Source organism: Photobacterium sp. AWH4_225, from assembly GCF_056158405.1.
Window position 1 is genome coordinate 1113914 of the sequence record NZ_JBSWTF010000001.1, and the last position, 22654, is coordinate 1136567.

Here is a 22654-nt window from a genome sequence, read left to right on the forward strand (position 1 = left end):
ACTTCCTTGTAAAGAAGCGAGCATAAGCTTCGCTGGTCGTGAGCTATGGAGTACGTCTAATTGGTTTCGTCGAGCACAATATCGTCTTTAGTATTTTCCGCATTGCTGTGCTCGGCGCTTTTTAGTTTTTGACTGGCTTTATATAAGCCTTTCAGGGCGATACTTTGAAGGTTGGTAAGGCTTTCACTGATCGGCGCTTGTACTTTTTCGCTAAGTTGCTGGTATCGAGAAAACTTGTTTTCATCTTCCAGTTGGCTATACGCCCAGCAAAGTAGATAAACGGTTTCGAAATCTGTCACTTCCTTATCTTCAACCAAGCTAAGGATATGTTTAGCTTTATCGCTATCTTGATTGAGCAGGGCTTGTATCGCCAATAGCGCTTTCTGAGGACCTTTTCCACGTAACCGACTTTTTGGATCATTGCACAGGCGGCTCCAGGCACCATCCAGTCGCCAGTTCTTCATGGCATTACTATCATCTTTCCGCTGTAGTGACATTAGATCGGCAAGCAGGATCATGCCTCGGCGACCTGGTGTATCCCACATGGAGTGAGGCAGCAGTTGTGCGGTTTTGATAAGTAGCGGGATCGCTTTATCCAGATCTTGATGTATCAGGTGAACCCAGACTAAGGTAAGGGTCTGCTCAATATTGCCGCTGTGTAACTGAATATGTTGAAGAATAGATTCTTCAGCTTCATTCCATTGTTCGGTATAGGTGCAGATCGTGGTTTTCAGCATGAGCAGACGAACATTAAACGGATTGAAGCGGATTAAATTGTTTACCAGCTCTAGGGCCTGTTTATAGTTTTTTTGTTCGACCAGTATTTCGGCTTGCTTGACCTTGGCTTGGAGTACATCGTGGACTTGCAGCAAACCAGCCAGCATCGCTTGAGCTTCTTCGTAGTGTTTCTGCTCAGTCAGCAGATCGGCAACAAATAAAATGCCACCTTTTAATGCTGCGGTGTCAGGCGCTTTGGCAAAAAGTGGTTTTACACTGGCAAGTCCTTCGTTGATATAGGCTTGCTGCAATATGTCGCAGTACTCGCGTTTCTGCAAACCGGCCGTGACGCGCTTGATAATGTCTTCTGAACGAATGGGTTTGATCAGATAACCGTCAGGCTCATGCTGCGAATACCCGAAGAAAACCTCTTGGCTGTCATTGCCCGTCACGATAAAAACTAAAGCTCTGCGGGAAATCAAGTTTTTAAAATGAAGGTATTCCAGTAGCTGCAAGCCAGTACTGCCTGCACCGAGATTATGGTCGATGAGAATAATATCAAACTTACGTTTGCTGCAGGCTTGCACTGCGCCCTTGGCATTCGCGGTACTGATAATATTGTTCATCGGCACCCCCAACTTCATGAGCAAGGCCCGGGTTGCACTTTGAATGATGTTGCTGTCATCTATGATGAGAAAAGTGGATTGCGCAATTCTGTCCATATATCATCCCTGATATAAAACTCCTTGAATAACTATAGAACAGAAAATGTCTAATTAACCATTTAATTTGGTTAGAGTTATTGGGCGTAAAAAAGGCCAACCGGATATCCGGTTGGCCTCTTCAGATTTGAGGTCAAAGACTGATGATTCTGTCTTACAGCACCATTGATGCAATCCAGCCGAAGGCAATCAGCGGCAAGTTGTAGTGCAGGAATGTTGGTACAACAGAGTCCCATACGTGCTCGTGCTGTCCGTCTGCATTCAAGCCCGCTGTTGGACCCAGTGTTGAGTCAGAGGCCGGTGAGCCCGCATCACCCAGTGCCGCTGCAGTACCGACTAGGGCAACTGTAGCAAGCGGCGAGAAGCCGAAGGTTAGGCACAATGGTACGTAGATGGTTGCCAGGATAGGGATTGTCGAGAACGAAGAGCCGATACCCATGGTCACTAGCAGGCCAACAACCAGCATCAACAGCGAAGCCAATGGCTTGTTGTCGCCGATGATATCAGCCAAAGAGCTAACCAGTGTTTCAACACCACCAGTTGCTTTCATGACGGACGCAAAACCTGCTGCAGCAATCATGATAAAGCCGATCATCGCCATCATGTGAACACCTTTGGTGAACACATCGTGGGTTTCCTTCCACTTGATCACGCCGCCGAAGGTGAACACCATAAAGCCAACTAGGCCACCAACAATCATCGAGCCGCTGTATAGCTGTGCACCCAGTGCCGCTACAATCGCACCTACAGCAATGTAAACGTGCTGCATGTTGATTTCTTTGTGCTCAGGCTCTGCTGCCAGGATTTGCTCTTCTGAATACTCGCGAGGTTTGCGGTAGGTAAAGAAGGTGGCAACCAGCAAGCCGAAAATCATGCCGAGCGCAGGTAGCAGCATCGCAAACGGTACTTGGCCTGCGGTGACATCAAGGCCATTGTCGTGCAAGTTCTTCAACAGAATATTGTTGAGGAAAATACCACCGAAGCCAACAGGAAGTACCATGTACGGTGTTACCAGACCGAATGTCAGCACACAGGCAATTAGACGGCGGTCAATTTTTAGCTTGGCGAATACGTGAAGCAGGGGCGGGATCACAATTGGGATAAATGCAATGTGAACCGGGATCGCATTCTGAGAAGAAATGGCTAGAAGCACAAGAATGATTAAAACAGAATACTTTACGCCCGTGGCAGCCGCTGCATTGTCATGGCCGCTAATGCGCTTGATCACTTTTTGCGCCAGGACATCAGTAATGCCAGAGCGTGAAATCGCAACGGCAAAGGTACCTAGCATGGCATAGCTCAATGCCGTGGTGGCACCGCCACCTAAACCGCCTTCGAAAGCTGAAATGGTTTCCGAAAGTGGCATCCCGCCAATCAGGCCACCAAGAATGGCACTGAAGGTAAGCGCTACTACAACGTTTACTCGCAATAATGCGAGTAAAAGCATAACGCATACCGATATAACTACTGGGTTCATAAACTTAAGATCCGTCCATTGTGTTATGTCGTGAATTGCTTGAAGATTGCACATTATGTGCAATGTTTCTTATTTGTTTTGGCTGCTTTGCTCAAAGGAAATCAATTTACAACATGTAGAATAAAAATTCATGTAGTGAAGGAATTTTCTTTTATTGTGCTGCATGTCTAAGCCTTGTCACATAACCCTGTCTATACTGGTTTTCGCCATTTTGGTATGAATATTCGGCAGTAGTACATAGGTATTACTGTATGATCTTATCTTGGCTGTGGATTTCTTGATAGCAGAAAGCCCTAGCCAATAACATGGAGTTTGTTATGAGTGTTCTAGTTGGCCGTCCGGCCCCCGACTTTACTGCTGCTGCAGTGCTTGGCAACGGTGAAATTGTTGATGCCTTCAACTTACACAGCCATATTGCAGGCAAGCCTGCGGTGCTGTTCTTCTATCCACTCGATTTCACCTTCGTTTGTCCATCGGAACTGATCGCCTTTGACAAGCGTTTCGCTGATTTTCAGGCCAAGGGTGTTGAAGTGATAGGGGTTTCTATCGATTCCCAGTTCTCGCACAATGCATGGCGTAACACAGCAGTTGAAGATGGTGGTATTGGCCCTGTTCAGTACCCGCTGATTGCTGATACCAAGCATGAAATCTGCCAGGCCTATGATGTCGAGCACCCAGAAGCCGGTGTTGCTTTCCGTGGTTCATTCCTGATTGATAAAGAAGGTGTGGTTCGCCACCAGGTCGTCAATGACCTACCGCTAGGTCGTAACATCGACGAAATGCTGCGCATGGTTGACGCGCTACAGTTCCACGAAGAACACGGTGAAGTTTGCCCAGCCCAGTGGGAAAAAGGTAAAGAAGGTATGGATGCATCACCACAGGGTGTTGCTGCGTACCTGTCTGAGCACACTGACGACCTATAAGTTTGTGTGCTGACTTGTCGCTGAGTATTAATTAGGTTTGGCGGTGAGTGGAGATAAAAAGAAGGCTAGCCGTGTGGCTAGCCTTTTGTTTTTAGAGTGTTTAGTGTTCTAACTTACCATCTGTAACAACGCTTAGCTTTCCTGTTGGGCTGGCAAAGAACTGCACTATCTGGGATTGCATCTCTACATGTGTTGTGTACTCAGGGGTTGTTGGCAGTGATGAAGGAGCGATAAATGTTGAGTGAAGGCCCGCAGCATCAGCTTTAAACTTAGCAAAATCATTCCCGGTTGATTCCGATGCGGAGACGAAGGATTCTAGGCCAAATAGAGCCGCCATTGCCTCTGTTCCAGCCAAAGGTGCAGTCGCAACATTATTGGGGACCGTATTATCGCCCTTAACCTGCAGCATATACATAGGGATATCCACTGGCGCAGAGGTGTTGTCTCCAATAGTATTGTTTTTTGCAAGCCAAGCGGCATTGACCGGATCCGCGGTACCGATAATAGTCTGTGCAGCGAAGATAAAGGCACTGAATGTTGAATCAAGCTCAGCTTTTACGTCATCAGTAGCGGCACTTTCAAAGGTATCAAAGCACAGGTTTTCCCATCCAAGAGTATCTCTGTCAGTACAGCTGGCATCGGCATAGCTCTTATAGTCGGCACTGCTGCTATACATTAGGCTGTGTTTGATGAGTGAACCGAAAGCGTCTGAGCCAAATAGGAGGTTGGCAATATCACCGCCTGAATTGGCAAAGGCCGCTTTTTGAAACGAGAACAGGCTATCAGAGTTTGTACCGAGTGTACGGTTAGCAGCCACTACGGCTGGAGCACCTACCACGCCACCAAGAGAATGGCCAAGGAATGAAACATTTTCAGAATCCAATAGGCTTAGTTTAGAGGTGTCAGCGGTACGCCCGACGGATAAAGCTGTTCTCAGTCCGTTGATATCCAACATACTTTGACGAATATTATCCCTCGCGACAGGAAGATATGTCAGGTTTAAATACGCTTGAATATCTGCATTGGCTGAACGGGTTGCATCTAGGCTGCGGTCACCGTGCAGTGGGTTATCAATAGCAATAACGGCGATCCCATTTGCTGCTAGGTTATTGGCGAAGGCATAGCTGGTTTCTTTGACCGATGTAATGCCATGTTGATAGATTACAACGGGAATAGAGCCTTCAGTGGCAGCTGATGTCGGCGTAAAGAGTAGGTATGGCACTTCCTGAAGTGATTTGACTTGTGGAACAGGACTGTACTGAGTCACAAGGCGTTCACTATCAAGCGGATTACCATTTTGATCCGTCAGCGTTAGACCAATCAGCTTAAGCTGTTCTTCTGGGTCTGTGCTAAGTTTTGTCATATCGATGCCAGCGCCGATTAATTGCTCTGTGACTATTGGAGCAAGTACTTTATCTTTGAGCGCATTAGACACGATGGCTAGACTAGGCATACCTGACTCAAATGGCGTGCTGCTCCAGTTATTACTGCCTTGCTCAAGGTAGTGAGGCAGCTTGACGGTACCCTTCGAAACTGTAATGAAAACTCGATTATCAGCATCATCTTTTAGCTGCGTATACGCAAATTGAAGCGCTGCTTTTTGTGAGCCATCAGTATCTCCCATGAACTTGGTGAAGTTCTCATCTGCTGCTAGTAGCTCACTGTAGTCGCCTGATGAACTTTCTGTGATTGAATAAGCTTTGCTTAAATCTACATTATTGGGGTTGGCACTGCCTTTCCAAACACTCGAAATACCACCGTTTTTTAACCCAGTCGCAACAGCGGCTTTAGTTGCATATAAGGTGTCACCAACAGAGCCTGTGGTAAACCAGCTTGAGTAGATGATGGATGTTGGATCTGCAATGATACCGTTAGCGGCCATCGTACCTTCAATGAGGTGGGTCATGCCTTGTGCTTGGATGAGGTCACTGCTCGGTGGTTTGACCGTTGTCTTTAGAACCGCATAGGATTCAGACATGCCTACAGCTTCACCATTATTGTCTTGGAGCTGGTTGGTAATCGCAAACATGTAATGGGATTTAGGGTTTAACGGTTTGACCGGCATGATAATTATGCTTTTATTGTCATCCGTCAACGAAACTGCATAGTCAGCATCAGAATCAGTTGGTAACAGCATTGGCTTTAGCTGCCTCAAAACTTGTGCCGGCTTCGTTGTGTCAGCCATCGGATCACTCGTTTCAATGACTGAGATTGAGTTTATTGCTAATGCAAGGTCAGTATTCAGAGCCTTGCCAAAAGAGAGTTTGATTGGCTGAGTGGTACTCCAGCCATCGGCTTTACCAAGAGCAACAACCGGATCTGTTAAATCAGTTTTGTAATTCTCATCACCGGTACTACCTTCAGTTGATAACGTTCCGTCATGTGTATCTACCGCAAGGAAAGTCGGCAAAATCGGGGCGGTCAATACATCAAATTCGATTTTGGTATCGGCCTGAAGGCTCTTGACGATGTGATCTTCGTAGCTGACTTTATTTTCGACTTTGGCGTCGTTACCACAACCTGCCAGTGCCAATGAGGCTGCAATGCTTAGTGCTAAAATACTTTTTTTCATTATGGTGTTCCCTTAACTGAATTTATGTCTACCTAGCGGTTTAGAAGATGTAATTAATCTGCGCAGAGGTTAGGTACGCATCATTTTCGGCATGGAAGGTCTCGCCGCTTTCTTCGAAGCTATTGCTCTTGCCGTAAAGGTAGGTAAAGCCAAAGTCGAACGTCATCTGGTTGCTGTAGTTGTAGGTAAAGCCCGCCGAGTACCAGTAGCGGTCGGTATCAGGGATACTTAGGGTTGATTTGCCTGCTTGCTCATCGAATGCAAAACCGGCACGTAGGATCCAGTCAGGGTTTAAGTTGTAAGTGGCACCAATGGAGTAACGGAAATTGTCGTCGAAGTCTTCTTCCTTAAGCAGGCAAGTGTTGTCCACACACTGGTCGCTGGTGGCACGCAATTCATCAAACTTGCTCCACTGTATCCACTGCACACCATAGTGAACCGCCCACTGGCTGTTTAGCTGGTGGAAGCCACCAAATTCAGCGATGGCCGGGGTGATCACGTTCAATTTACCCGGTACGGTATCGCCAGCGTTACCGTCTTCCAGGAATGCACCTGTGTAGTCAGTGAAATCACCATCAAATTTCAGTTCAACTTCCGAGCGGTAGCTCAGGCCGAATCGGTTGTCTTTGTTCACTTCATAAAGGAAACCGATATTCCATCCCCACTCCCACGTATCTCCCTCTAGTTTTAGGAAATCGGCGCTTGGGTTAGAGGGTTGAAGGCCACCGTAGTGGCGAAGTAATTCGGCATCGGCATAAACCAGGTTAACCCCTGCACCAATACTGAAATTGTCATTGATGCGGTAAGCAATATTTGGGTTAAGGTTCAGGGTCAAAAGGTCGGTCTTACCTGCATCGGTGCCATAGGTGAAATCTGTAGGGTACTCGGTAGCAAAACCGTAGTTGGTAAACATTGCCAGACCCCATGCAAACTGGTCGTTAATTGGCTGGATAAAGTAGCCTGCGGGAACGATGGCAGTAGGGGCAACATCAGTGGCCTTTTCACCGCTTGATTGTGCTGTGATATCGATCTGTGGGTCAATGTAAGAAATTGCACCGGAAAACTGCATCCGGTCGAACATGGTCATCGCCGCTGGGTTACGGGCAAGTACCGATGCATTGTCTGCGACGGCAACTTCTCCTGAGAATGCACGGCCAAGGCCGGAGGCGGAATGTTCGTTAACTTGGAAGCCAGCAGAGTAAGCATTGATACTGAGTAGCGCTGTCGAAACGGCGAGCGCCGTTAGAGTAATTTTCTTAGTCATTATTATGCGTGCCTTTTAGAGTGAGTTACTTCTTGTTCTTCGATCCATGAATGAAAAACGCAAAAAGGTATTACTGAGCCACGAGGTTTCGGAAGGGGCCCTTGACAACAGGGGAACAGAATATTTGTTCACACGAAGGAAACGCATCAACGATAAATAGCCATGAATTATCGTTCATGCGGTGATACCACTTGAAACAATATGAAACAGTTAGAGCAGTATACGAGCGGAATTTAGAATTGTTAACCTAGTGTAACGCATTGTTTTTGAAAAACATGTCTAATTGACCAATGTTTAATTAGACTGCGTTTAAAACAATCACTTTGTTTTGAACGTTTGTTTGAATGGAAGTGTGACCAAGCCCGTATTTCAAAGGCTTGGTCAGAGGTCTGATGAGTCTGTTTTGTTTGAATTATTCGGTGTCGGTACTAGCTTCTGTTTGATTTTCTAGCAGCGGCCAACCACCCAATTTTTTCCATTTGTTAACAATCTCACAAAATAGTTCTGCGGTTCTTTCAGTGTCGTAAAGCGCAGAATGGGCTTCTTTGTTGTCAAATGCGATCCCTGCAGTGGCACAGGCTTTGGCTAACACAGTTTGACCAAATGCCAAACCACTCAATGCTGCGGTGTCGAAAGTGGCAAATGGGTGGAACGGGTTGCGCTTTAATTTTGCTCGCTCAGAGGCTGCCATAACAAAACTGTGGTCGAAGTTGGCGTTATGGGCCACCATGATGGCACGGGAGCAACCTGCGGCTTTTTGCTCTTTGCGGATCTGCTTGTAGATTTCTTTAAGTGCGCTCTCTTCAGAAACCGCACCACGCAATGGACTGAATGGGTCGCGGATGCCGTTGAAATCCAGCGCTTCTTTATGGATCACCGCCCCTTCGAACGGGGTTACATGGAAATGTAGCGTCGTCGCCGGTTTCAGCCAGCCTTCTTCATCCATTTGTAGGGTTACTGCACAGATCTCCAGCAATGCATCCGTCTTGGCATTGAAGCCAGCAGTTTCTACGTCAATGACGACTGGAAAGTAGCCGCGAAAGCGACTTTTCAATGTATTTAGTTCGTTATCTTGGCTCATAAAACGGTAAATCAATGTAAAATAGTCGGCCATTATGTCAGATTCGATTGATGAGCTAAACCTTTCCCTGTTCTGGAGTAAAATCGTGCAACAGAAAGGACCAATTAAAGTTTTTCTGGCGATTTCCGATACAATATGAGCCCCACATTTCTCACGCACTGGTAGGCAGTGTGAAGGGCAGGACTGCAGCAACGGGTGGAACCATGGCAATTTCGAATATTCAATTTTGCGCACTAGTATCAATGCTTGGCATGGTGATGGCCAGTGCAGCAAGCGCTACGCCTGTTTATGTCGCCCAGCCGTCACAGTCATCGTGGAAGGTGGCGGTCGATACTCCTCTCGAGTGCCGGATGCTCCATACTATCCCCAATTATGGCGAAGCTCAGTTTACCTCCAAGGCGAGTAAGAAGATTAATCTCGATTTCGAGTTGAAGATGCGTCGTCCAATGGGCGAAACCCGCAATGTGAATTTAGTCTCTATGCCTCCGCGCTGGATGCCGGGAGATGCGGCGCAGCGTATTACAAACCTAACGTTCTTCAAGCAATTCGATGGTTATGTCGGCGGACAAACAGCCTGGGTGATGCTGTCTGAATTAGAAACAGGGCGTTACCCGACTTTTAGTTACCAGGATTGGCAGCAACAGAACAAACGTATTGATGTCGCTTTGTCTGCGGTTGCATTCCAGCCGGCTTATGATCAGTTCAGCCAGTGCCTGAATAACTTATTGCCATATAGCTTTGAAGATATTGCTTTTACGGTTCTCCATTACGATCAAGGCAGTGATCAGCTCAACAAGGCCTCGCAACAGCGTTTGGCCCAAATCTCTGATTTTGTTCGTTACAGTGATGATGTGGACTTGGTTCTAGTCGCGACCTATACCGATGGTAGGGGCGGAAAAACGGCTAACCAGGCTCTATCTGAGCGCCGGGCAGAGCGTCTTGAGGAATATTTCATGGCGATGGGGTTACCGGAAGATCGTATTCAGGTTGAAGCCTATGGTGAGCGTCGCCCAGTGGCTGACAACACCACCCCCATTGGGCGCAATAAGAACCGCCGAGTGGTTATTTCACTGGGACGTACAATCATCTAAGCAGCGTGAAGTTATGCTCGCGAATATGGATTACTTGACTAAATTTATAGAGATGTAGTCGAACATAGGTCGTCCAATATGAAATCGTTGTTGTATGTTACGCTTTTCGCGGCTTCTCCTCTGTTTGTTCAGGACTGCTTTGCTAAAGATTGCGATCCTGTCGCCAAAGTCGATGGTGTGCCTTATGAAGTCAGTACGGGGAAAGCTGAGTCGATGGGCTTGAACCGGGCAGAGTCCTTTACTGTTTATACAGTGTCAGGTAAATCCAAATTGGATCAGTTGGTCTATAACAAACTCAAAGATAAAAATATTGAATATTACTCTGTCGCCTATGTGGTACCACGGAGTAATGACAACAATTACCAAGCGATAGTGACTGGTTATTACGATAAAGTTGAGTAGCTGAATTTGTTGGAAAAAGGTGGCTCAGCCACCTTTTTTTATGCCTTTTACCTACCTGCGAGTCTTATTTTTGAAGCGAAAACTCTGCTTTCAACAGACTAAATTTATTGGGATTAATAACTAAGCAAGGTAGTGGCTATGAAAAATATTCTATGGATCATGTTGTTCGGAGCAAGTGCAGCCTTTGCTAGCAATGATGTCGTTGTAGATAGTACTGCAGATAAAATTGACGAAGAGCTTTCTGCAGAAGTGAAATCACAGCGGATCACACTTGATCAAGCTAAAGAAATGGATCTTAACCGTGCTGAAACCTATGAAGTGGTTAGTACAGTGAGTGCCGATAATCTGGAAATGCAGATTGCTGAAAAACTAAAAGAAAGCATCATGCCTTACTATTCAATCGAGTATAACGACCCAACCAGTGACGATGAGAGCTATGTTGCAACCGTCACAGAGTACTTCGGTAAAGTTGAATAGTTCAATATTTTAAGTACTTGATACTGCTCGAACTTAATCAACGAAACTAAAAAGAGACGCCACATTGGGCGTCTCTTTTATAATGAATATCGCTATTGTAGATTGTGTATCTAGTGCTAGTGAGGCCGTTTATACCTCAGTCTTTTCTTTGAATTCACACAAATCTTCAATAATGCAGCTGCCGCAACGTGGTTTGCGGGCCACACAGGTATAGCGTCCATGTAGGATCAGCCAGTGGTGGACATCGACCTTGAATTCTTTAGGAACAACCTTGAGCAGCTTCTCTTCAACCTGATCGACATTTTTCCCCATCGCGAACTTGGTGCGGTTTGAGACCCGGAAAATGTGGGTATCGACGGCGATGGTCGGCCAGCCAAATGCGGTGTTGAGAACCACATTCGCGGTTTTACGGCCAACACCCGGTAAGGCTTCTAGTGCTTCACGGCTTTCAGGGACTTCGCCGCCGTGTTTCTCAAGCAGGATCTTACAGGTTTTAATGACGTTCTCGGCTTTCGAATTGAACAGGCCGATGGTTTTGATGTACTCCTTAACGCCGTCTACACCAAGATCAAACATGGCTTGTGGTGTATTGGCAACAGGGTAGAGCTTATCTGTGGCTTTGTTGACACTGACATCGGTGGCTTGGGCTGAGAGCAGGACTGCGATTAACAGCTCGAAGGGCGAACTCCAATTCAGCTCGGTTTCGGGGTGGGGGTTCTCCGCACGTAAACGTTCCAGGATCTGGACGCGTTTTTGATTATTCATACTAACTTCCGGCGTTGTCTACTCAACAACACCAAGCTGGAAGTGGTCGTTTGGTGATGTATGAGTATGTGTAATTATAATTTTATGTTCTGCTGGCGATCCCTCACCAGCAGTTTAATTCATTGTCTTAATTGGTGGTTGTGACTCGGGCTCGCTCAATGGCAGGCTTGTCCTGCGATTTGGCAGCTTTCTGTTCACGCTTACTATCAATAGCATTTTTCAGAGCAATCATAAAGCCAACTCCGATAAAGGCCCCCGGTGGCAAGATTGCTAGCAGGAAGCTGCTGTCGAAACTGAAGACTTCAATACGCAGTGAGGCTGCCCAGTCTCCGAGTAGGCGGTCAGCACCGTCAAACAGCGTGCCGTTGCCTAGAATTTCTCGCATCGCGCCAAGCACGACTAGGGCTGCTGTCATGCCCATACCCATCCACAATCCGTCCAGTAGGGCAGGGACAGGATCATTTTTGGAAGCAAAGGCCTCTGCACGGCCGATAATGATACAGTTGGTAACGATCAACGGGATGAAGATACCCAGTGATTGATACAGGCCATAAGTGAAGGCATTCATCAGTAACTGTACGCAAGTTACCAAGGAGGCAATGATCATCACAAACACCGGAATACGGATTTCCGATGGCACCCACTGCCTAACCAGTGAAACGATCAGGTTTGAGCCAACTAATACGGCCGTGGTCGCCAAGCCAAGACCGAGGGCATTGGTGACAGTCGCAGAAACAGCAAGCAGCGGGCAGAGACCAAGCAATTGAACAATTGCCGGGTTGTTGTTCCACAAGCCATTTTTCATCAGTTCTTTATTTATCATCTTCACTCACCCTGACAGTTCAGTGGCTGTTCGAATAGGCGTTGCTGGTTTGCCTGGTAATACAGCGATACGTTTTTCACTGCGCCCACGACGGCTCGTGGGGTAATCGTGGCACCGGTAAACTGGTCGAACTCTCCGCCATCTTTGCGTACTGCCCAGCGGGTATCTTTTTCCCCGTCTAGGCGCTTGCCGGTAAAGCTGTATATCCAGTCACTGATACGGGTTTCAATCTTGTCGCCCAGTCCCGGAGTCTCGTTATGGCTTAGGATACGTACACCAGTCACTGTGCCTTCAAGATCCAGACCGACGATCAGCTTAATGGCACCGCTATAGCCATCAGGAGCAATGGCCTCGATAGCCATCCCCACTTTTTTGCCCTCTTTCTCGGCAATATACGCGGGCATTGGGCTTTCGGTACCCAAATATTGTTCGCTAGTAATCAAGGTACAGCTCTTATATAGCTCATTATCATGGCTTTCTGCTGGGATAACTTGATTGAGTACCTTCAATAGTTCTTGTTGCTGCTGTTGCTCGATTCGTCCAGCCGTCAGCATGTTGGTTACCGAGACTAGGCTGGTGGCCAGAATGGCAAAAATAGCCAGGATGCCACCATTTTTTTTCATTGCATTGATCATGGTTGCTTCCTTAGTGGCCGAACGTGCGTGGTCGGGTGTAGTAGTCAATCAGCGGTACACACATGTTGGCAAGCAGTACGCTGAAGGCAACACCGTCCGGGAAACCACCGAAGGTACGGATCAAAAAGACCAGCACACCGATTAATGCACCGAAGATCAAGCGGCCTTTGACTGTGGTCGACGCCGACACTGGATCCGTCGCGATAAAGAAGGCACCGAGCATGGTTGCACCCGAGAACAGGTGGAACAGCGGCGAAGCAGAGTTGTCCGGGCTGATCATAAACGCGATAGTGCTGATGACGAACAGCGCTCCGAGCATACCTGCTGGAATATGCCACTGGATCACTCGCATCTTCAGCATGATAAGACCACCCAACAAAAAGCCGAGGTTAACCCACTCCCAGCCGATTCCACCAATCAGGCCAAAAACTGGGCCTGATAGGATCTCAGTTGCGGTATGACCTGTGGTCAGTGATGTTTTCAGCGTATCGAGCGGCGTGGCCATTGTTACACCATCGACCGACATACGAAGCTGGTGGACGCTGAATCCATCAGGAGTGAAGCCTGTCAGGATAGCAGTCACACTATCAATTAAGCTGACTGGCTCAGCTGCCAATGACTGTGGTGGTAGCCAGGTCGTCATCTGAAGTGGGAATGAGATCAGAAGAACCACATAGGCTACCATGGCTGGATTGAACAGGTTTTGTCCCAATCCACCATACAGGTGTTTAGCAATAACAATTGCAAATAGGCAACCGATAACACTGATCCACCAAGGTGCTAGAGGTGGAATAGAGAGGCCAATCAACACACCAGTTAGCAGTGCGCTGTTATCACGAAGGTATGGTATCAAAGGACGCTGACGCAGCTTCAGAATCACGGCTTCTGTAGCAACACACAAGGATGCGGCCAATGCGATTTGGAGCAATACGCCCCAACCAAAGAAGTACCATTGGGCGGCAACGCCCAATGTTGTACAAAGGATAACAGTACGCATCAAGCTACTGGTGCTTCGGCGACTGTGGGCATGGGGGGAGCTAGCAATATTAAAAGCCACAGTTAGTTTTCCTCATTTTTTTCTTGTGCTTCTTTCGCAGCTTTACGTGCCTTAGCGCGGGCAACAGCTGCTGCGACAGCGGCTTTCTTCGGATCAATTTCAGCGTCGGCTGGCTGCTCTGAAATAGTTTTTTCTTGATTAGGTTCCTGCACTGACGCTTCGGCCTGCGCTAGCTGAGCAGCTTTACGAGCTTTGGCACGAGCGACGGCAGCAGCCACAGCGGCTTTCTTAGGATCGACTTCAGCTTCGTCTGCTTGCTCTGGTTCGGTTTCTACAGCTGGTGTTTCAGCCTGCGCCTGCTGAGAAGCTTTACGAGCTTTGGCACGAGCGACGGCAGCAGCCACAGCAGCTTTCTTCGGATCGACTTCAGCTTCGTCTGCTTGCTCTGGTTCAGTTTCTACAGCCGGTGTTTCAGCCTGTGCCTGTTGGGCTGCCTTACGCGCTTTGGCACGAGCGACGGCAGCTGCCACAGCAGCTTTCTTCGGATCGACTTCAGCTTCGTCTGTTTGATCTGGTTCAGTTTCTGCTGCTGGTGTTTCGGCTTGTGCTTGCTGGGCAGCCTTACGCGCTTTGGCACGAGCGATAGCAGCAGCGACAGCGGCTTTCTTCGGATCTGCGTCAGCTTGTGTTGTTTCTGCTGGTTGCTCAGGTTCACCGCCTGATTCTTGTGCGGCTTTACGTGCTTTGGCGCGAGCTATAGCAGCAGCGACAGCGGCTTTCTTCGGATCTGCGTCAGCTTGTGTTGTTTCTGCTGGTTGCTCAGGTTCACCGCCTGATTCTTGTGCGGCTTTACGTGCTTTGGCGCGAGCTATAGCGGCAGCAACCGCAGCTTTCTTCGGATCGGACTCAGCGTTGGCTGGTTGCTCTTTCGTTGATTCAGGCTGCGTATCAGTTTGCTGAGCTGCCTTACGTGCCTTGGCGCGGGCAATCGCAGCGGCAACCGCATCTTTCTTGCTATCGGCGTTTTGCTCTGCTGGGCTTTCTTCAGCTAATTTTGCAGCCTTGCGCTCGCGGGCTTGACGCTTACGCTCTTCACGCAACTTCGCCATTTCGCTGTTGTCAGGCACAGCGCTGGTGATTTTAGGTGCTGCATTACCTGCATTTGCCGCTTCTGCTTGTTTGGCTTTAGCACGGGCAATGGCAGCAGCAACAGCTGGTTTTTTGTCAGCGGTTTCTGACGTTGCAGCAGCTTGTTTCGCTTTGACGCGGGCAATGGCTGCAGCTACGGCATCATCACCGCCTTTCGCTGCCATATCCTTGCGGCGGTCTTCGGCTGCTTTCTTGAAGCGGTTTTCTCGTGCAGCTTTGTCGCGTTCAAAGCGCGCTTGCTTGGCTTCGAAGCGCTGTTTAGCACGTTCGGCGTTCGCGGCTTCTTGCTGATTAGCCCAAATCTCGGCTTTAGCCTTGCGGTAGTAGTTAACCAGTGGGATTTCACTTGGGCACACATAGGCACAGGCACCACATTCGATACAGTCGAACAGGTTGTACTCTTCACATTTGTCGTAGTCTTTGTCCTTGGCATACCACTGCAACTGTTGCGGCAGTAGCGAGGTCGGACAGGCGTCGGCACAGGCACTACAACGGATACATGACATTTCGTGAGTATGTAGCGGCAACTCGCGGCGCTTCGGCGTCAAGATACAGTTGGTGATCTTGGTGATCGGCACATTGGCATGTGGCAGGGTGAAGCCCATCAAAGAGCCACCGATAATCACACGAGGGTATTTGCGATCCGGCTTGTAACCGTAGTTATCGAGCAAGTAGGAAATAGGGGTCCCCAAGCGGGCAAATACGTTGCCACGCTGCTTGAAAGCTTCACCCGTTAGTGTCACGACACGTTCAATCAGCGGTTCACCATCAATAATGGCGCGCTTGACCGCAAAGGCAGTACCAACATTCTGTACTACAACGCCGACAGCGGAAGAGCGCGATTGGCTAGGTACTTCGCGGCCGGTCAGGATTTTTACTAATTGCTTGGAGCTACCCGAAGGGTACTTGGTCGGTATTACGCGGATGATAATGTTATCATCCGCAGACACACATTTTTCCAATGCCTTGATGGCCTCAGGCTTGTTGTCTTCAATACCGATCAGGGTGAGTTTTGGTTTGACGATATGGCGTAGGATCCTGATCCCTTCGATCACTTCCTCGGCATAGTCCTGCATCAGACGATCGTCGGCAGTGATGTAAGGCTCACACTCAGCGGCGTTGATGATAAGGATATCGGCCAAGCCCAGGCTACCTTGTAGCTTACGGCCAGTCGGGAAGCCCGCACCACCAAGACCGGCAATACCGCTTAGGCGGATCGCATCGATTAGCTCAGCAGGTTCAAGAGATTCGTAATCAGCAATCTTATGCTGGGAGCCCCACTGATCTTCGCCGTCACTCTTGATAACAATACTGAGATCGTTCAGGCCAGAAGGGTGGGCGGTGGTTCGTTGTTCAATGGCTGTGACGGTACCTGAGGTCGGTGCATGGACCGGCACACACATGCTCATGTCACTTTTGGTTAGCGGCTGACCTTTTAGCACTTTATCGCCAACACTGACCAAGATCTCGCCTTTGGTACCGATGTGCTGCTTTAGCGGTAGGATCAATTCATCGGGAACACCAGCACGAGTGATCGCCGTACGGTTCGACAGGGTCTTATTTTCGGCAGGATGGATACCGCCTGGGAAGTCCCACAGCTGACCTTGTTTGATTTGTTCAATAATAGACAGCATGTTACTTCACCGTGCTTTCATTGTTATCGGCTGGAATATTCACAACAGGGATCTGGTTCAAATCCCATTGCCAGCTCTCAGGCGTTGTTTCTACCGGGATCATTTCAATACAGTCGGTCGGGCAAGGTGCCACACAAAGATCACAACCGGTACACTCATCTTTGATGACGGTATGCAGGGCTTTTGTGCCTCCAACAATCGCATCAACAGGGCAAGCCTGAATACATTTGGTACAGCCAATACACATGTCTTCATGAATAAAGGCGACTTTTTTGATGCTTTTCTCTGCATCATGCGCTGATTCCTGAACCTCTACACCCATTAAATCGGCAAGTTTCTCGATCGTCTGTTGGCCACCAGGAGGGCATTTGTTGATGTCATCACCGTTGGCGATGGCTTCGGCATAGGGACGGCAGCCTGGGTAACCACATTGCCCACATTGGGTCTGTGGCAAGATGGCGTCAATCTGCTCGACGATAGGATCGGCTTCGACCTTAAAACGGATCGATGCAAAGCCCAAAATCAAACCGAAAATTGCGGCTAGAGCTGCAATGGCAATCACAGCAATGATTAATCCACTCATGTTACAGTTTCACCAATCCAGTAAAGCCCATGAAGGCAAGTGACATTAGACCTGCGGTGATCATCGCAATGGAAGCGCCTTTAAATGGAGCGGGTACATCTGCTGCAGCAATACGCTCTCGCATGGAAGCGAAGAGAATGAGAACCAAAGAGAAACCAGCAGCGGCACCAAAACCATAAATGACCGATTCAATGAAGTTGTGGCGCTCATTGATGTTGAGTAGAGCTACACCTAGCACTGCACAGTTTGAAGTGATCAGTGGTAGGAAGATACCCAGCAAGCGGTATAGGGTCGGGCTTGTTTTGTGTACCACCATCTCAGTGAACTGTACAACTACCGCAATGACCAAGATAAAACTTAGCGTTCTGAGGTATTGGATGCCCAAAGGCACAAGAATATAGGTTTCGACTAAGTAAGCACACACTGACGCCAGTGTAAGTACAAAGGTGGTCGCAAGCCCCATCCCAATGGCTGTCTCCAGTTTTTTGGAAACCCCCATGAAGGGACAAAGTCCTAAAAATTTAACCAGTACAAAGTTGTTGACCAACACTGTACCTACGAGGAGGAGTAGGTATTCAGTCATACCGCCGTAATACTATTTGCAAAAGATCCTTATATTATCTTCCTTTGTTGCACCTATAACAACTCCCCATGAGCAGGGTTTTTCTTCTTCGGCGACCTTTTCACCATTCATTGCTGCAAAGTTAATGCAACTTAATCTGTCATTAACAATTTTGTACCCACTCAGTTGGCTACTTTACACATGATCTTGATTGATGATTTAGCCAGTATATCTGGACAAACATGTAAGGTATTGCCGAGAGAAATTTCATTTTCTGCATTCTTTGGTCGTTTTATGACCATTCAGGTTTTAGTACGCAGAAATTTCCTTCAATAGCCAATTTAGGACTAAAAAAAGGCTTGATTTCCGTCAGCCCAGACAGCACAAGGGTTTAGCTTACTTATCCACGGAAACTGTGGATAACTGTGTTGATGGATGTTTGGAAACTAGGGTTCTCGTTCATCTCTATGTCGTTGCGGTTAAAATGTGACCACGATCGGATATGCAATAAACCACTGTTATAGGTAGGGTGTTCGAGGGGAAAAATGTGCTGGGCAATAAAGATAGAGTGATTACTTTAGAGAATATTTTGATGCAATTATGCTGTGAATTGATATAAATCAAATCTTGGATAAGTTGTGGAAAGTTTCCTCAAAAGCATATTTTGAAGATGATGATAAAGGTCAAGCTGACCGGAAGGTAAACAACATAGGATTGCTGCGTGGGCGGTGATAATACGCCGCTAATCAGCAGCGGTCAAGATTTATTATTATGATTAAGGGCATTCCTGTTTGTGATTTCCGGTGAGGGTTATTGACATAACTTTCAGTCGTAGGAAAATGGTCAGCAATACTGATCATCCAGCCAGTACGGTTTTATATTATGGAAAAACCTTCAAGTAAGACGTTCAAACTTTCTTCTCGCTATTCTCCTTCCGGTGACCAGCCAACGGCTATCAATCAGTTACTTGAAGGCTTGGATGCTGGGCTTGCTCATCAGACGCTATTAGGCGCAACGGGAACAGGTAAAACATTCACGGTGGCCAATGTCATAGCACAGGCGGGTAGACCTACCTTTATCTTGGCGCCGAACAAGACGTTGGCGGCACAGTTATACGGCGAAATGAAAGAGTTCTTCCCGGATAACGCCGTCGAATATTTCGTTTCCTATTACGATTACTATCAGCCTGAAGCATATGTACCCACGACGGATACCTTCATCGAAAAAGATGCGTCAGTAAATGCTCACATCGAGCAGATGCGACTCTCTGCGACAAAAGCTTTGATGGAACGTCGTGATGTGGTGATTGTAGCGTCGGTGTCGGCGATCTATGGTCTGGGTGATCCTGATTCCTACCTTAAGATGATGTTGCATGTGCGTCGTGGCGATATTTTGGATCAGCGCGATGTATTACGGCGCTTGGCCGAGCTGCAATATACCCGCAATGATGTAACCTTCGAGCGGGGTAATTTTCGGGTGAGGGGAGAAGTCATTGATGTCTTCCCGGCGGAATCAGAAAAAGAAGCGGTAAGAATCGAACTGTTTGATGACGAGGTGGACTGCATCAGCATGTTTGATCCGCTGACAGGGGCTATCCTGCAGCGTGACCTGCCCCGTTGCACGATTTACCCTAAAACCCACTACGTAACCCCAAGAGAGCGAGTGCTTGAAGCCATCGATGGCATCAAAGTCGAGCTTGAGGTGCGGAAGAAACAGCTGCTGGAAAACAACAAGCTGGTTGAAGAGCAGAGGATCAGCCAGCGGACCCAGTTCGATATCGAGATGATGATGGAGTTGGGCTTTTGCTCAGGGATCGAGAACTACTCACGCTATCTAAGTGGCCGTGCTGAAGGTGAGCCGCCACCAACCTTGTTTGACTATTTGCCACCAGATGGTTTGCTGATCATTGATGAATCCCATGTCACCGTTTCACAAATCGGTGCTATGTATCGTGGGGATCGCTCGCGAAAAGAAAACCTGGTGGAATATGGTTTCCGTCTCCCTTCTGCATTGGATAACAGGCCGCTCAAGTTTGAAGAGTTTGAGTCTTTGGCGCCGCAAACACTGTATATTTCGGCAACTCCAGGCAAATATGAGATCGAGAAATCTGGTGGGGATATTGCAGAACAGGTAGTAAGGCCGACAGGCTTGTTGGATCCGCAAATTGAAGTGCGTCCCGTTGCGACTCAGGTGGATGATCTACTCTCGGAGATCAGGATCCGTGAGGCTAAGCAAGAAAGAGTGCTGGTAACGACCTTAACCAAGCGAATGGCGGAGGATCTTACTGAGTATTTGACTGAGCATGGCGTGAGAGTGCGTTACCTGCATTCGGATGTCGACACCGTTGAGCGGGTTGAGATCATTCGAGATCTGCGTTTGGGCGAATTCGACGTACTGGTTGGGATCAACTTGTTGCGAGAGGGCTTGGATATGCCAGAAGTCTCGCTGGTGGCGATCCTTGATGCAGATAAAGAAGGCTTCTTGCGCTCAGAGCGTTCGCTAATCCAGACCATAGGCCGTGCTGCTCGAAACTTGGAAGGTAGGGCAATCCTATATGCCGATAGGATCACTGGCTCAATGGAGCGGGCGATGAATGAAACCAATCGCCGCCGTGACAAGCAGATAGCACATAACGAAAAGAATGGCATAGTGCCTAAAGCGCTAGAGACCAAAGTCTCGGATATTATGGAGCTGGGTGCGCCGGGTAAAGGTAATAAAGCCAACCGCGCAGCACAGCTTCATAAAGTGGCTGAGAAGAAAGCAACGTATACCACGATGTCGCCTCAGGAGCTTGAGACTGAAATCCTGAAGCTTGAAAAAGAGATGTACGATGCTGCCCAGAACTTGGAATTCGAAAAAGCAGCGGAGCTTAGGGATAAAATTCACACATTGAGAGGGCAATTTATTGCTAATAGTTAATTGAGTTAGCAATACTGGTGAACAAGTAAATTGCAGGCAAAAAAAAGCCAACCGATAATTGTTTCGGTTGGCGTCATTGTTTTAGTGAAATAATTCCACAAACAACGTCAGTTGGCTAGGTTGACTCTCAGGAAGAGTCAGGTTTATTAAAGCAGTATGCGTGCCAACTTTTTATAGTCCTCATTAGTTGTACTTTTTTAGGGGGTTAACAGCAAAATTAGCCACCTCTAGTATTTATTTGTGGACGTTGTAAAGGGACTTATTTGCAATTTGCAAACCAATATGCGATTCATAATGCTAATGTCACGAAGCTTGGCTATATTTGAGCGATTACTTAGAAAAAGTCACATTATATTTTTTCTTTTGTTTACAATTAGTAAAGATTGATGGGACTTGGAGGGGCAATGGAAAGCAGAACAAACCAACGCCGTATTCTGATGGTTGAAGATACGGCCTCAGTCGCAGCGTTATATAAGTCATACCTCAACCCACTGGGGGTATCCGTGACCATTGTTGGTACGGGGACTGAAGCGCTGGAATTCGTCAAAGACGTCACCCCCGATCTCATCTTACTCGATTTGCGCTTGCCTGATATGGAAGGCATGCAAGTGTTGGAAGTGGTTAAGGGAGATAACCCCAACATCCCTGTCGTGATCATGACAGCTCATGGCTCCATCGATGTGGCTGTTGAGGCAATGCGCTATGGTGCCAAAGATTTCTTGATTAAACCTTGTGAGGCTGACCGCCTGCGTGTCACTGTCAATAATGCCTTGAAGGATGAAGACAGGAAGGCCAAGGGTGAAACATCTCAACCAACATCCAAACAGTCAGGGGCTCAATATCAAGGCTTTATTGGTAACAGTTTGCCCATGCAGGCCGTTTATCGGGTGATTGAGTCGGCAGCAGCCAGTAAAGCAACGGTATTTATCACCGGGGAAAGCGGTACGGGTAAAGAAGTGTGTGCAGAAGCCGTTCACGCCGCAAGTCCTCGAAACGACAAACCTTTTGTTGCCCTTAACTGTGCCGCGATTCCAAAAGAGCTGATCGAGAGTGAACTATTTGGCCATGTGAAAGGGGCCTTTACCGGCGCATCCACAGAACGCCAAGGAGCGGTTGAGCTAGCCAATAATGGTACGTTATTCCTTGATGAGCTGTGTGAAATGGATTTGGATTTGCAAAGCAAATTGCTTCGGTTTATCCAAACGGGTACCTACCAAAAGGTGGGCTCTTCAAAAACCAGCACCGTGGATGTCCGCTTTGTCTGTGCGACCAACCGTAACCCTTGGTTAGAAGTGCAGGAAGGGCGGTTCCGTGAAGATCTCTATTATCGATTGCATGTTATCCCTGTGACCTTGCCGCCATTACGTGAACGCGGCGGTGATGTGATGGAGATAGCTCACGCCCTACTGGCATTGATGTCCGTTGAAGAGGGCAAAGATTTCATCCGTTTTTCACCGGAAGTGAGAAGCTTGTTCGAACAGTACCATTGGCAAGGTAATGTTCGTGAACTGCAAAACGTTATTCGCAACATCGTTGTGTTAAATTCTGGTGAAGAAGTCACCTTGGAAATGGTTCCACCTCCAATAAACCAAGCTGGCGTTAAAATTGCATCACATCAACCTGTTGCTGCTGGAAATACGACTGGGGAGCTCCCTCAGCTGCAGCCAAGCACAACACCAATAATAGATAAATCGCAGGTTGAACCGCTGTGGATTGTTGAGAAGCGCGCAATCCAAGCCGCTATCGATGCTTGTGATGGGAATATTCCACGTGCTGCGGGTTTGTTGGAAGTTAGCCCGTCAACAATTTACCGTAAATTACAAACCTGGCAGGAAGCGCAAGGTTAGTTGTAGGGAGAGAA

General features: G+C 47.8%; 18 protein-coding genes. 6 read left to right on the forward strand and 12 right to left on the reverse strand.

Annotated elements, in window-relative coordinates; translation table 11 throughout:
* Positions 1–56 precede the first annotated feature (56 nt).
* Together ACXAD4_RS05545 and ACXAD4_RS05550 are read right to left on the reverse strand one after the other, a co-directional pair.
* Positions 57–1439: a response regulator gene (locus ACXAD4_RS05545; RefSeq protein WP_475239411.1), complete on the reverse strand. Its 1383-nt coding sequence runs from the start codon at positions 1437–1439 to the stop codon at positions 57–59.
* Positions 1440–1593: 154 nt separating this feature from the next.
* The gene (locus ACXAD4_RS05550; RefSeq protein ID WP_475239414.1) at positions 1594–2916 is read right to left on the reverse strand and encodes a Na+/H+ antiporter family protein; all 1323 of its coding nucleotides are present in this window, start codon (positions 2914–2916) and stop codon (positions 1594–1596) included.
* Between the two features lie 317 nt (positions 2917–3233).
* Here ACXAD4_RS05550 and ACXAD4_RS05555 point away from each other — a divergent pair, with 317 nt between their 5' ends.
* Positions 3234–3839, forward strand: coding sequence for a peroxiredoxin C (locus tag ACXAD4_RS05555; RefSeq protein ID WP_317523322.1), 606 nt, complete (start codon positions 3234–3236; stop codon positions 3837–3839).
* Between the two features lie 100 nt (positions 3840–3939).
* Here ACXAD4_RS05555 and ACXAD4_RS05560 read toward each other — a convergent pair whose 3' ends face one another.
* The 3 genes from ACXAD4_RS05560 to rnt form a co-directional block, all read right to left on the reverse strand.
* A complete protein-coding gene (locus ACXAD4_RS05560) occupies positions 3940–6411 on the reverse strand; it encodes a VolA/Pla-1 family phospholipase (RefSeq protein ID WP_475239417.1) in 2472 nt (823 codons plus the stop codon).
* Positions 6412–6451: 40 nt separating this feature from the next.
* The gene (locus ACXAD4_RS05565) at positions 6452–7675 is read right to left on the reverse strand and encodes an outer membrane protein transport protein (protein ID WP_475239419.1); all 1224 of its coding nucleotides are present in this window, start codon (positions 7673–7675) and stop codon (positions 6452–6454) included.
* Positions 7676–8087: 412 nt separating this feature from the next.
* Positions 8088–8756, reverse strand: coding sequence for a ribonuclease T (gene rnt, locus ACXAD4_RS05570; protein ID WP_475242718.1), 669 nt, complete (start codon positions 8754–8756; stop codon positions 8088–8090).
* 242 nt (positions 8757–8998) lie between these two features.
* Between rnt and motY the strand changes: the two genes are divergently transcribed.
* From motY to ACXAD4_RS05585, 3 genes are all read left to right on the forward strand, one after another.
* Entirely contained in the window at positions 8999–9847 is an 849-nt protein-coding gene (gene motY, locus ACXAD4_RS05575; protein WP_475242719.1) for a flagellar protein MotY, read from the forward strand.
* Between the two features lie 78 nt (positions 9848–9925).
* Entirely contained in the window at positions 9926–10249 is a 324-nt protein-coding gene (locus ACXAD4_RS05580; protein ID WP_475239422.1) for a hypothetical protein, read from the forward strand.
* A 138-nt stretch (positions 10250–10387) separates the two neighbouring features.
* On the forward strand, positions 10388–10726 hold the full coding sequence (locus tag ACXAD4_RS05585; protein ID WP_475239425.1) for a hypothetical protein: 339 nt from the start codon (positions 10388–10390) through the stop codon (positions 10724–10726).
* A 129-nt stretch (positions 10727–10855) separates the two neighbouring features.
* Here the strand turns inward: ACXAD4_RS05585 and nth are convergent, their stop codons facing one another.
* From nth to rsxA, 7 genes are all read right to left on the reverse strand, one after another.
* Complete coding sequence (nth, locus tag ACXAD4_RS05590) at positions 10856–11491, reverse strand: endonuclease III (RefSeq protein WP_475239427.1); 636 nt, start codon at positions 11489–11491, stop codon at positions 10856–10858.
* A gap of 127 nt (positions 11492–11618) precedes the next feature.
* Positions 11619–12314: an electron transport complex subunit E gene (locus ACXAD4_RS05595; protein WP_475239429.1), complete on the reverse strand. Its 696-nt coding sequence runs from the start codon at positions 12312–12314 to the stop codon at positions 11619–11621.
* A gap of 2 nt (positions 12315–12316) precedes the next feature.
* Complete coding sequence (gene rsxG / locus ACXAD4_RS05600) at positions 12317–12949, reverse strand: electron transport complex subunit RsxG (protein WP_475239430.1); 633 nt, start codon at positions 12947–12949, stop codon at positions 12317–12319.
* 10 nt (positions 12950–12959) lie between these two features.
* Positions 12960–14006, reverse strand: a complete 1047-nt coding sequence (gene rsxD / locus ACXAD4_RS05605; protein WP_475239433.1) for an electron transport complex subunit RsxD — start codon at positions 14004–14006, stop codon at positions 12960–12962.
* 2 nt (positions 14007–14008) lie between these two features.
* On the reverse strand, positions 14009–16729 hold the full coding sequence (gene rsxC, locus ACXAD4_RS05610; protein WP_475239435.1) for an electron transport complex subunit RsxC: 2721 nt from the start codon (positions 16727–16729) through the stop codon (positions 14009–14011).
* Position 16730: 1 nt separating this feature from the next.
* Entirely contained in the window at positions 16731–17312 is a 582-nt protein-coding gene (gene rsxB / locus ACXAD4_RS05615; protein WP_107298648.1) for an electron transport complex subunit RsxB, read from the reverse strand.
* Between the two features lies 1 nt (position 17313).
* On the reverse strand, positions 17314–17895 hold the full coding sequence (gene rsxA, locus ACXAD4_RS05620) for an electron transport complex subunit RsxA (protein WP_187462332.1): 582 nt from the start codon (positions 17893–17895) through the stop codon (positions 17314–17316).
* Positions 17896–18756: 861 nt separating this feature from the next.
* On the opposite strand from rsxA, the gene uvrB reads away from it, so the two are divergent.
* Together uvrB and luxO are read left to right on the forward strand one after the other, a co-directional pair.
* A complete protein-coding gene (uvrB, locus tag ACXAD4_RS05625; protein ID WP_475239439.1) occupies positions 18757–20793 on the forward strand; it encodes an excinuclease ABC subunit UvrB in 2037 nt (678 codons plus the stop codon).
* A gap of 404 nt (positions 20794–21197) precedes the next feature.
* Positions 21198–22640 carry a quorum-sensing sigma-54 dependent transcriptional regulator LuxO gene (gene luxO / locus ACXAD4_RS05630; RefSeq protein ID WP_475239442.1) on the forward strand — a complete coding sequence of 481 codons (1443 nt, stop codon included), beginning with the start codon at positions 21198–21200 and terminating at the stop codon, positions 22638–22640.
* Positions 22641–22654 lie beyond the last annotated feature (14 nt).

Excerpts from the sequence above, each read along its gene's own strand:
- motY (WP_475242719.1), top strand. The coding sequence starts at position 8,999 with ATGCTTGGCATGGTGATGGCCAGTGCAGCAAGCGCTACGCCTGTTTAT.
- luxO (WP_475239442.1), top strand. The coding sequence starts at position 21,198 with ATGGAAAGCAGAACAAACCAACGCCGTATTCTGATGGTTGAAGATACG.
- nth (WP_475239427.1), bottom strand. The coding sequence starts at position 11,491 with ATGAATAATCAAAAACGCGTCCAGATCCTGGAACGTTTACGTGCGGAG.
- ACXAD4_RS05585 (WP_475239425.1), top strand. The coding sequence starts at position 10,388 with ATGAAAAATATTCTATGGATCATGTTGTTCGGAGCAAGTGCAGCCTTT.
- ACXAD4_RS05545 (WP_475239411.1), bottom strand. The coding sequence starts at position 1,439 with ATGGACAGAATTGCGCAATCCACTTTTCTCATCATAGATGACAGCAAC.
- rsxA (WP_187462332.1), bottom strand. The coding sequence starts at position 17,895 with ATGACTGAATACCTACTCCTCCTCGTAGGTACAGTGTTGGTCAACAAC.
- rsxC (WP_475239435.1), bottom strand. The coding sequence starts at position 16,729 with ATGCTGTCTATTATTGAACAAATCAAACAAGGTCAGCTGTGGGACTTC.
- ACXAD4_RS05580 (WP_475239422.1), top strand. The coding sequence starts at position 9,926 with ATGAAATCGTTGTTGTATGTTACGCTTTTCGCGGCTTCTCCTCTGTTT.
- uvrB (WP_475239439.1), top strand. The coding sequence starts at position 18,757 with ATGGAAAAACCTTCAAGTAAGACGTTCAAACTTTCTTCTCGCTATTCT.
- ACXAD4_RS05565 (WP_475239419.1), bottom strand. The coding sequence starts at position 7,675 with ATGACTAAGAAAATTACTCTAACGGCGCTCGCCGTTTCGACAGCGCTA.
- ACXAD4_RS05560 (WP_475239417.1), bottom strand. The coding sequence starts at position 6,411 with ATGAAAAAAAGTATTTTAGCACTAAGCATTGCAGCCTCATTGGCACTG.
- ACXAD4_RS05550 (WP_475239414.1), bottom strand. The coding sequence starts at position 2,916 with ATGAACCCAGTAGTTATATCGGTATGCGTTATGCTTTTACTCGCATTA.
- rnt (WP_475242718.1), bottom strand. The coding sequence starts at position 8,756 with ATGAGCCAAGATAACGAACTAAATACATTGAAAAGTCGCTTTCGCGGC.
- rsxG (WP_475239430.1), bottom strand. The coding sequence starts at position 12,949 with ATGATCAATGCAATGAAAAAAAATGGTGGCATCCTGGCTATTTTTGCC.
- ACXAD4_RS05595 (WP_475239429.1), bottom strand. The coding sequence starts at position 12,314 with ATGATAAATAAAGAACTGATGAAAAATGGCTTGTGGAACAACAACCCG.
- ACXAD4_RS05555 (WP_317523322.1), top strand. The coding sequence starts at position 3,234 with ATGAGTGTTCTAGTTGGCCGTCCGGCCCCCGACTTTACTGCTGCTGCA.
- rsxB (WP_107298648.1), bottom strand. The coding sequence starts at position 17,312 with ATGAGTGGATTAATCATTGCTGTGATTGCCATTGCAGCTCTAGCCGCA.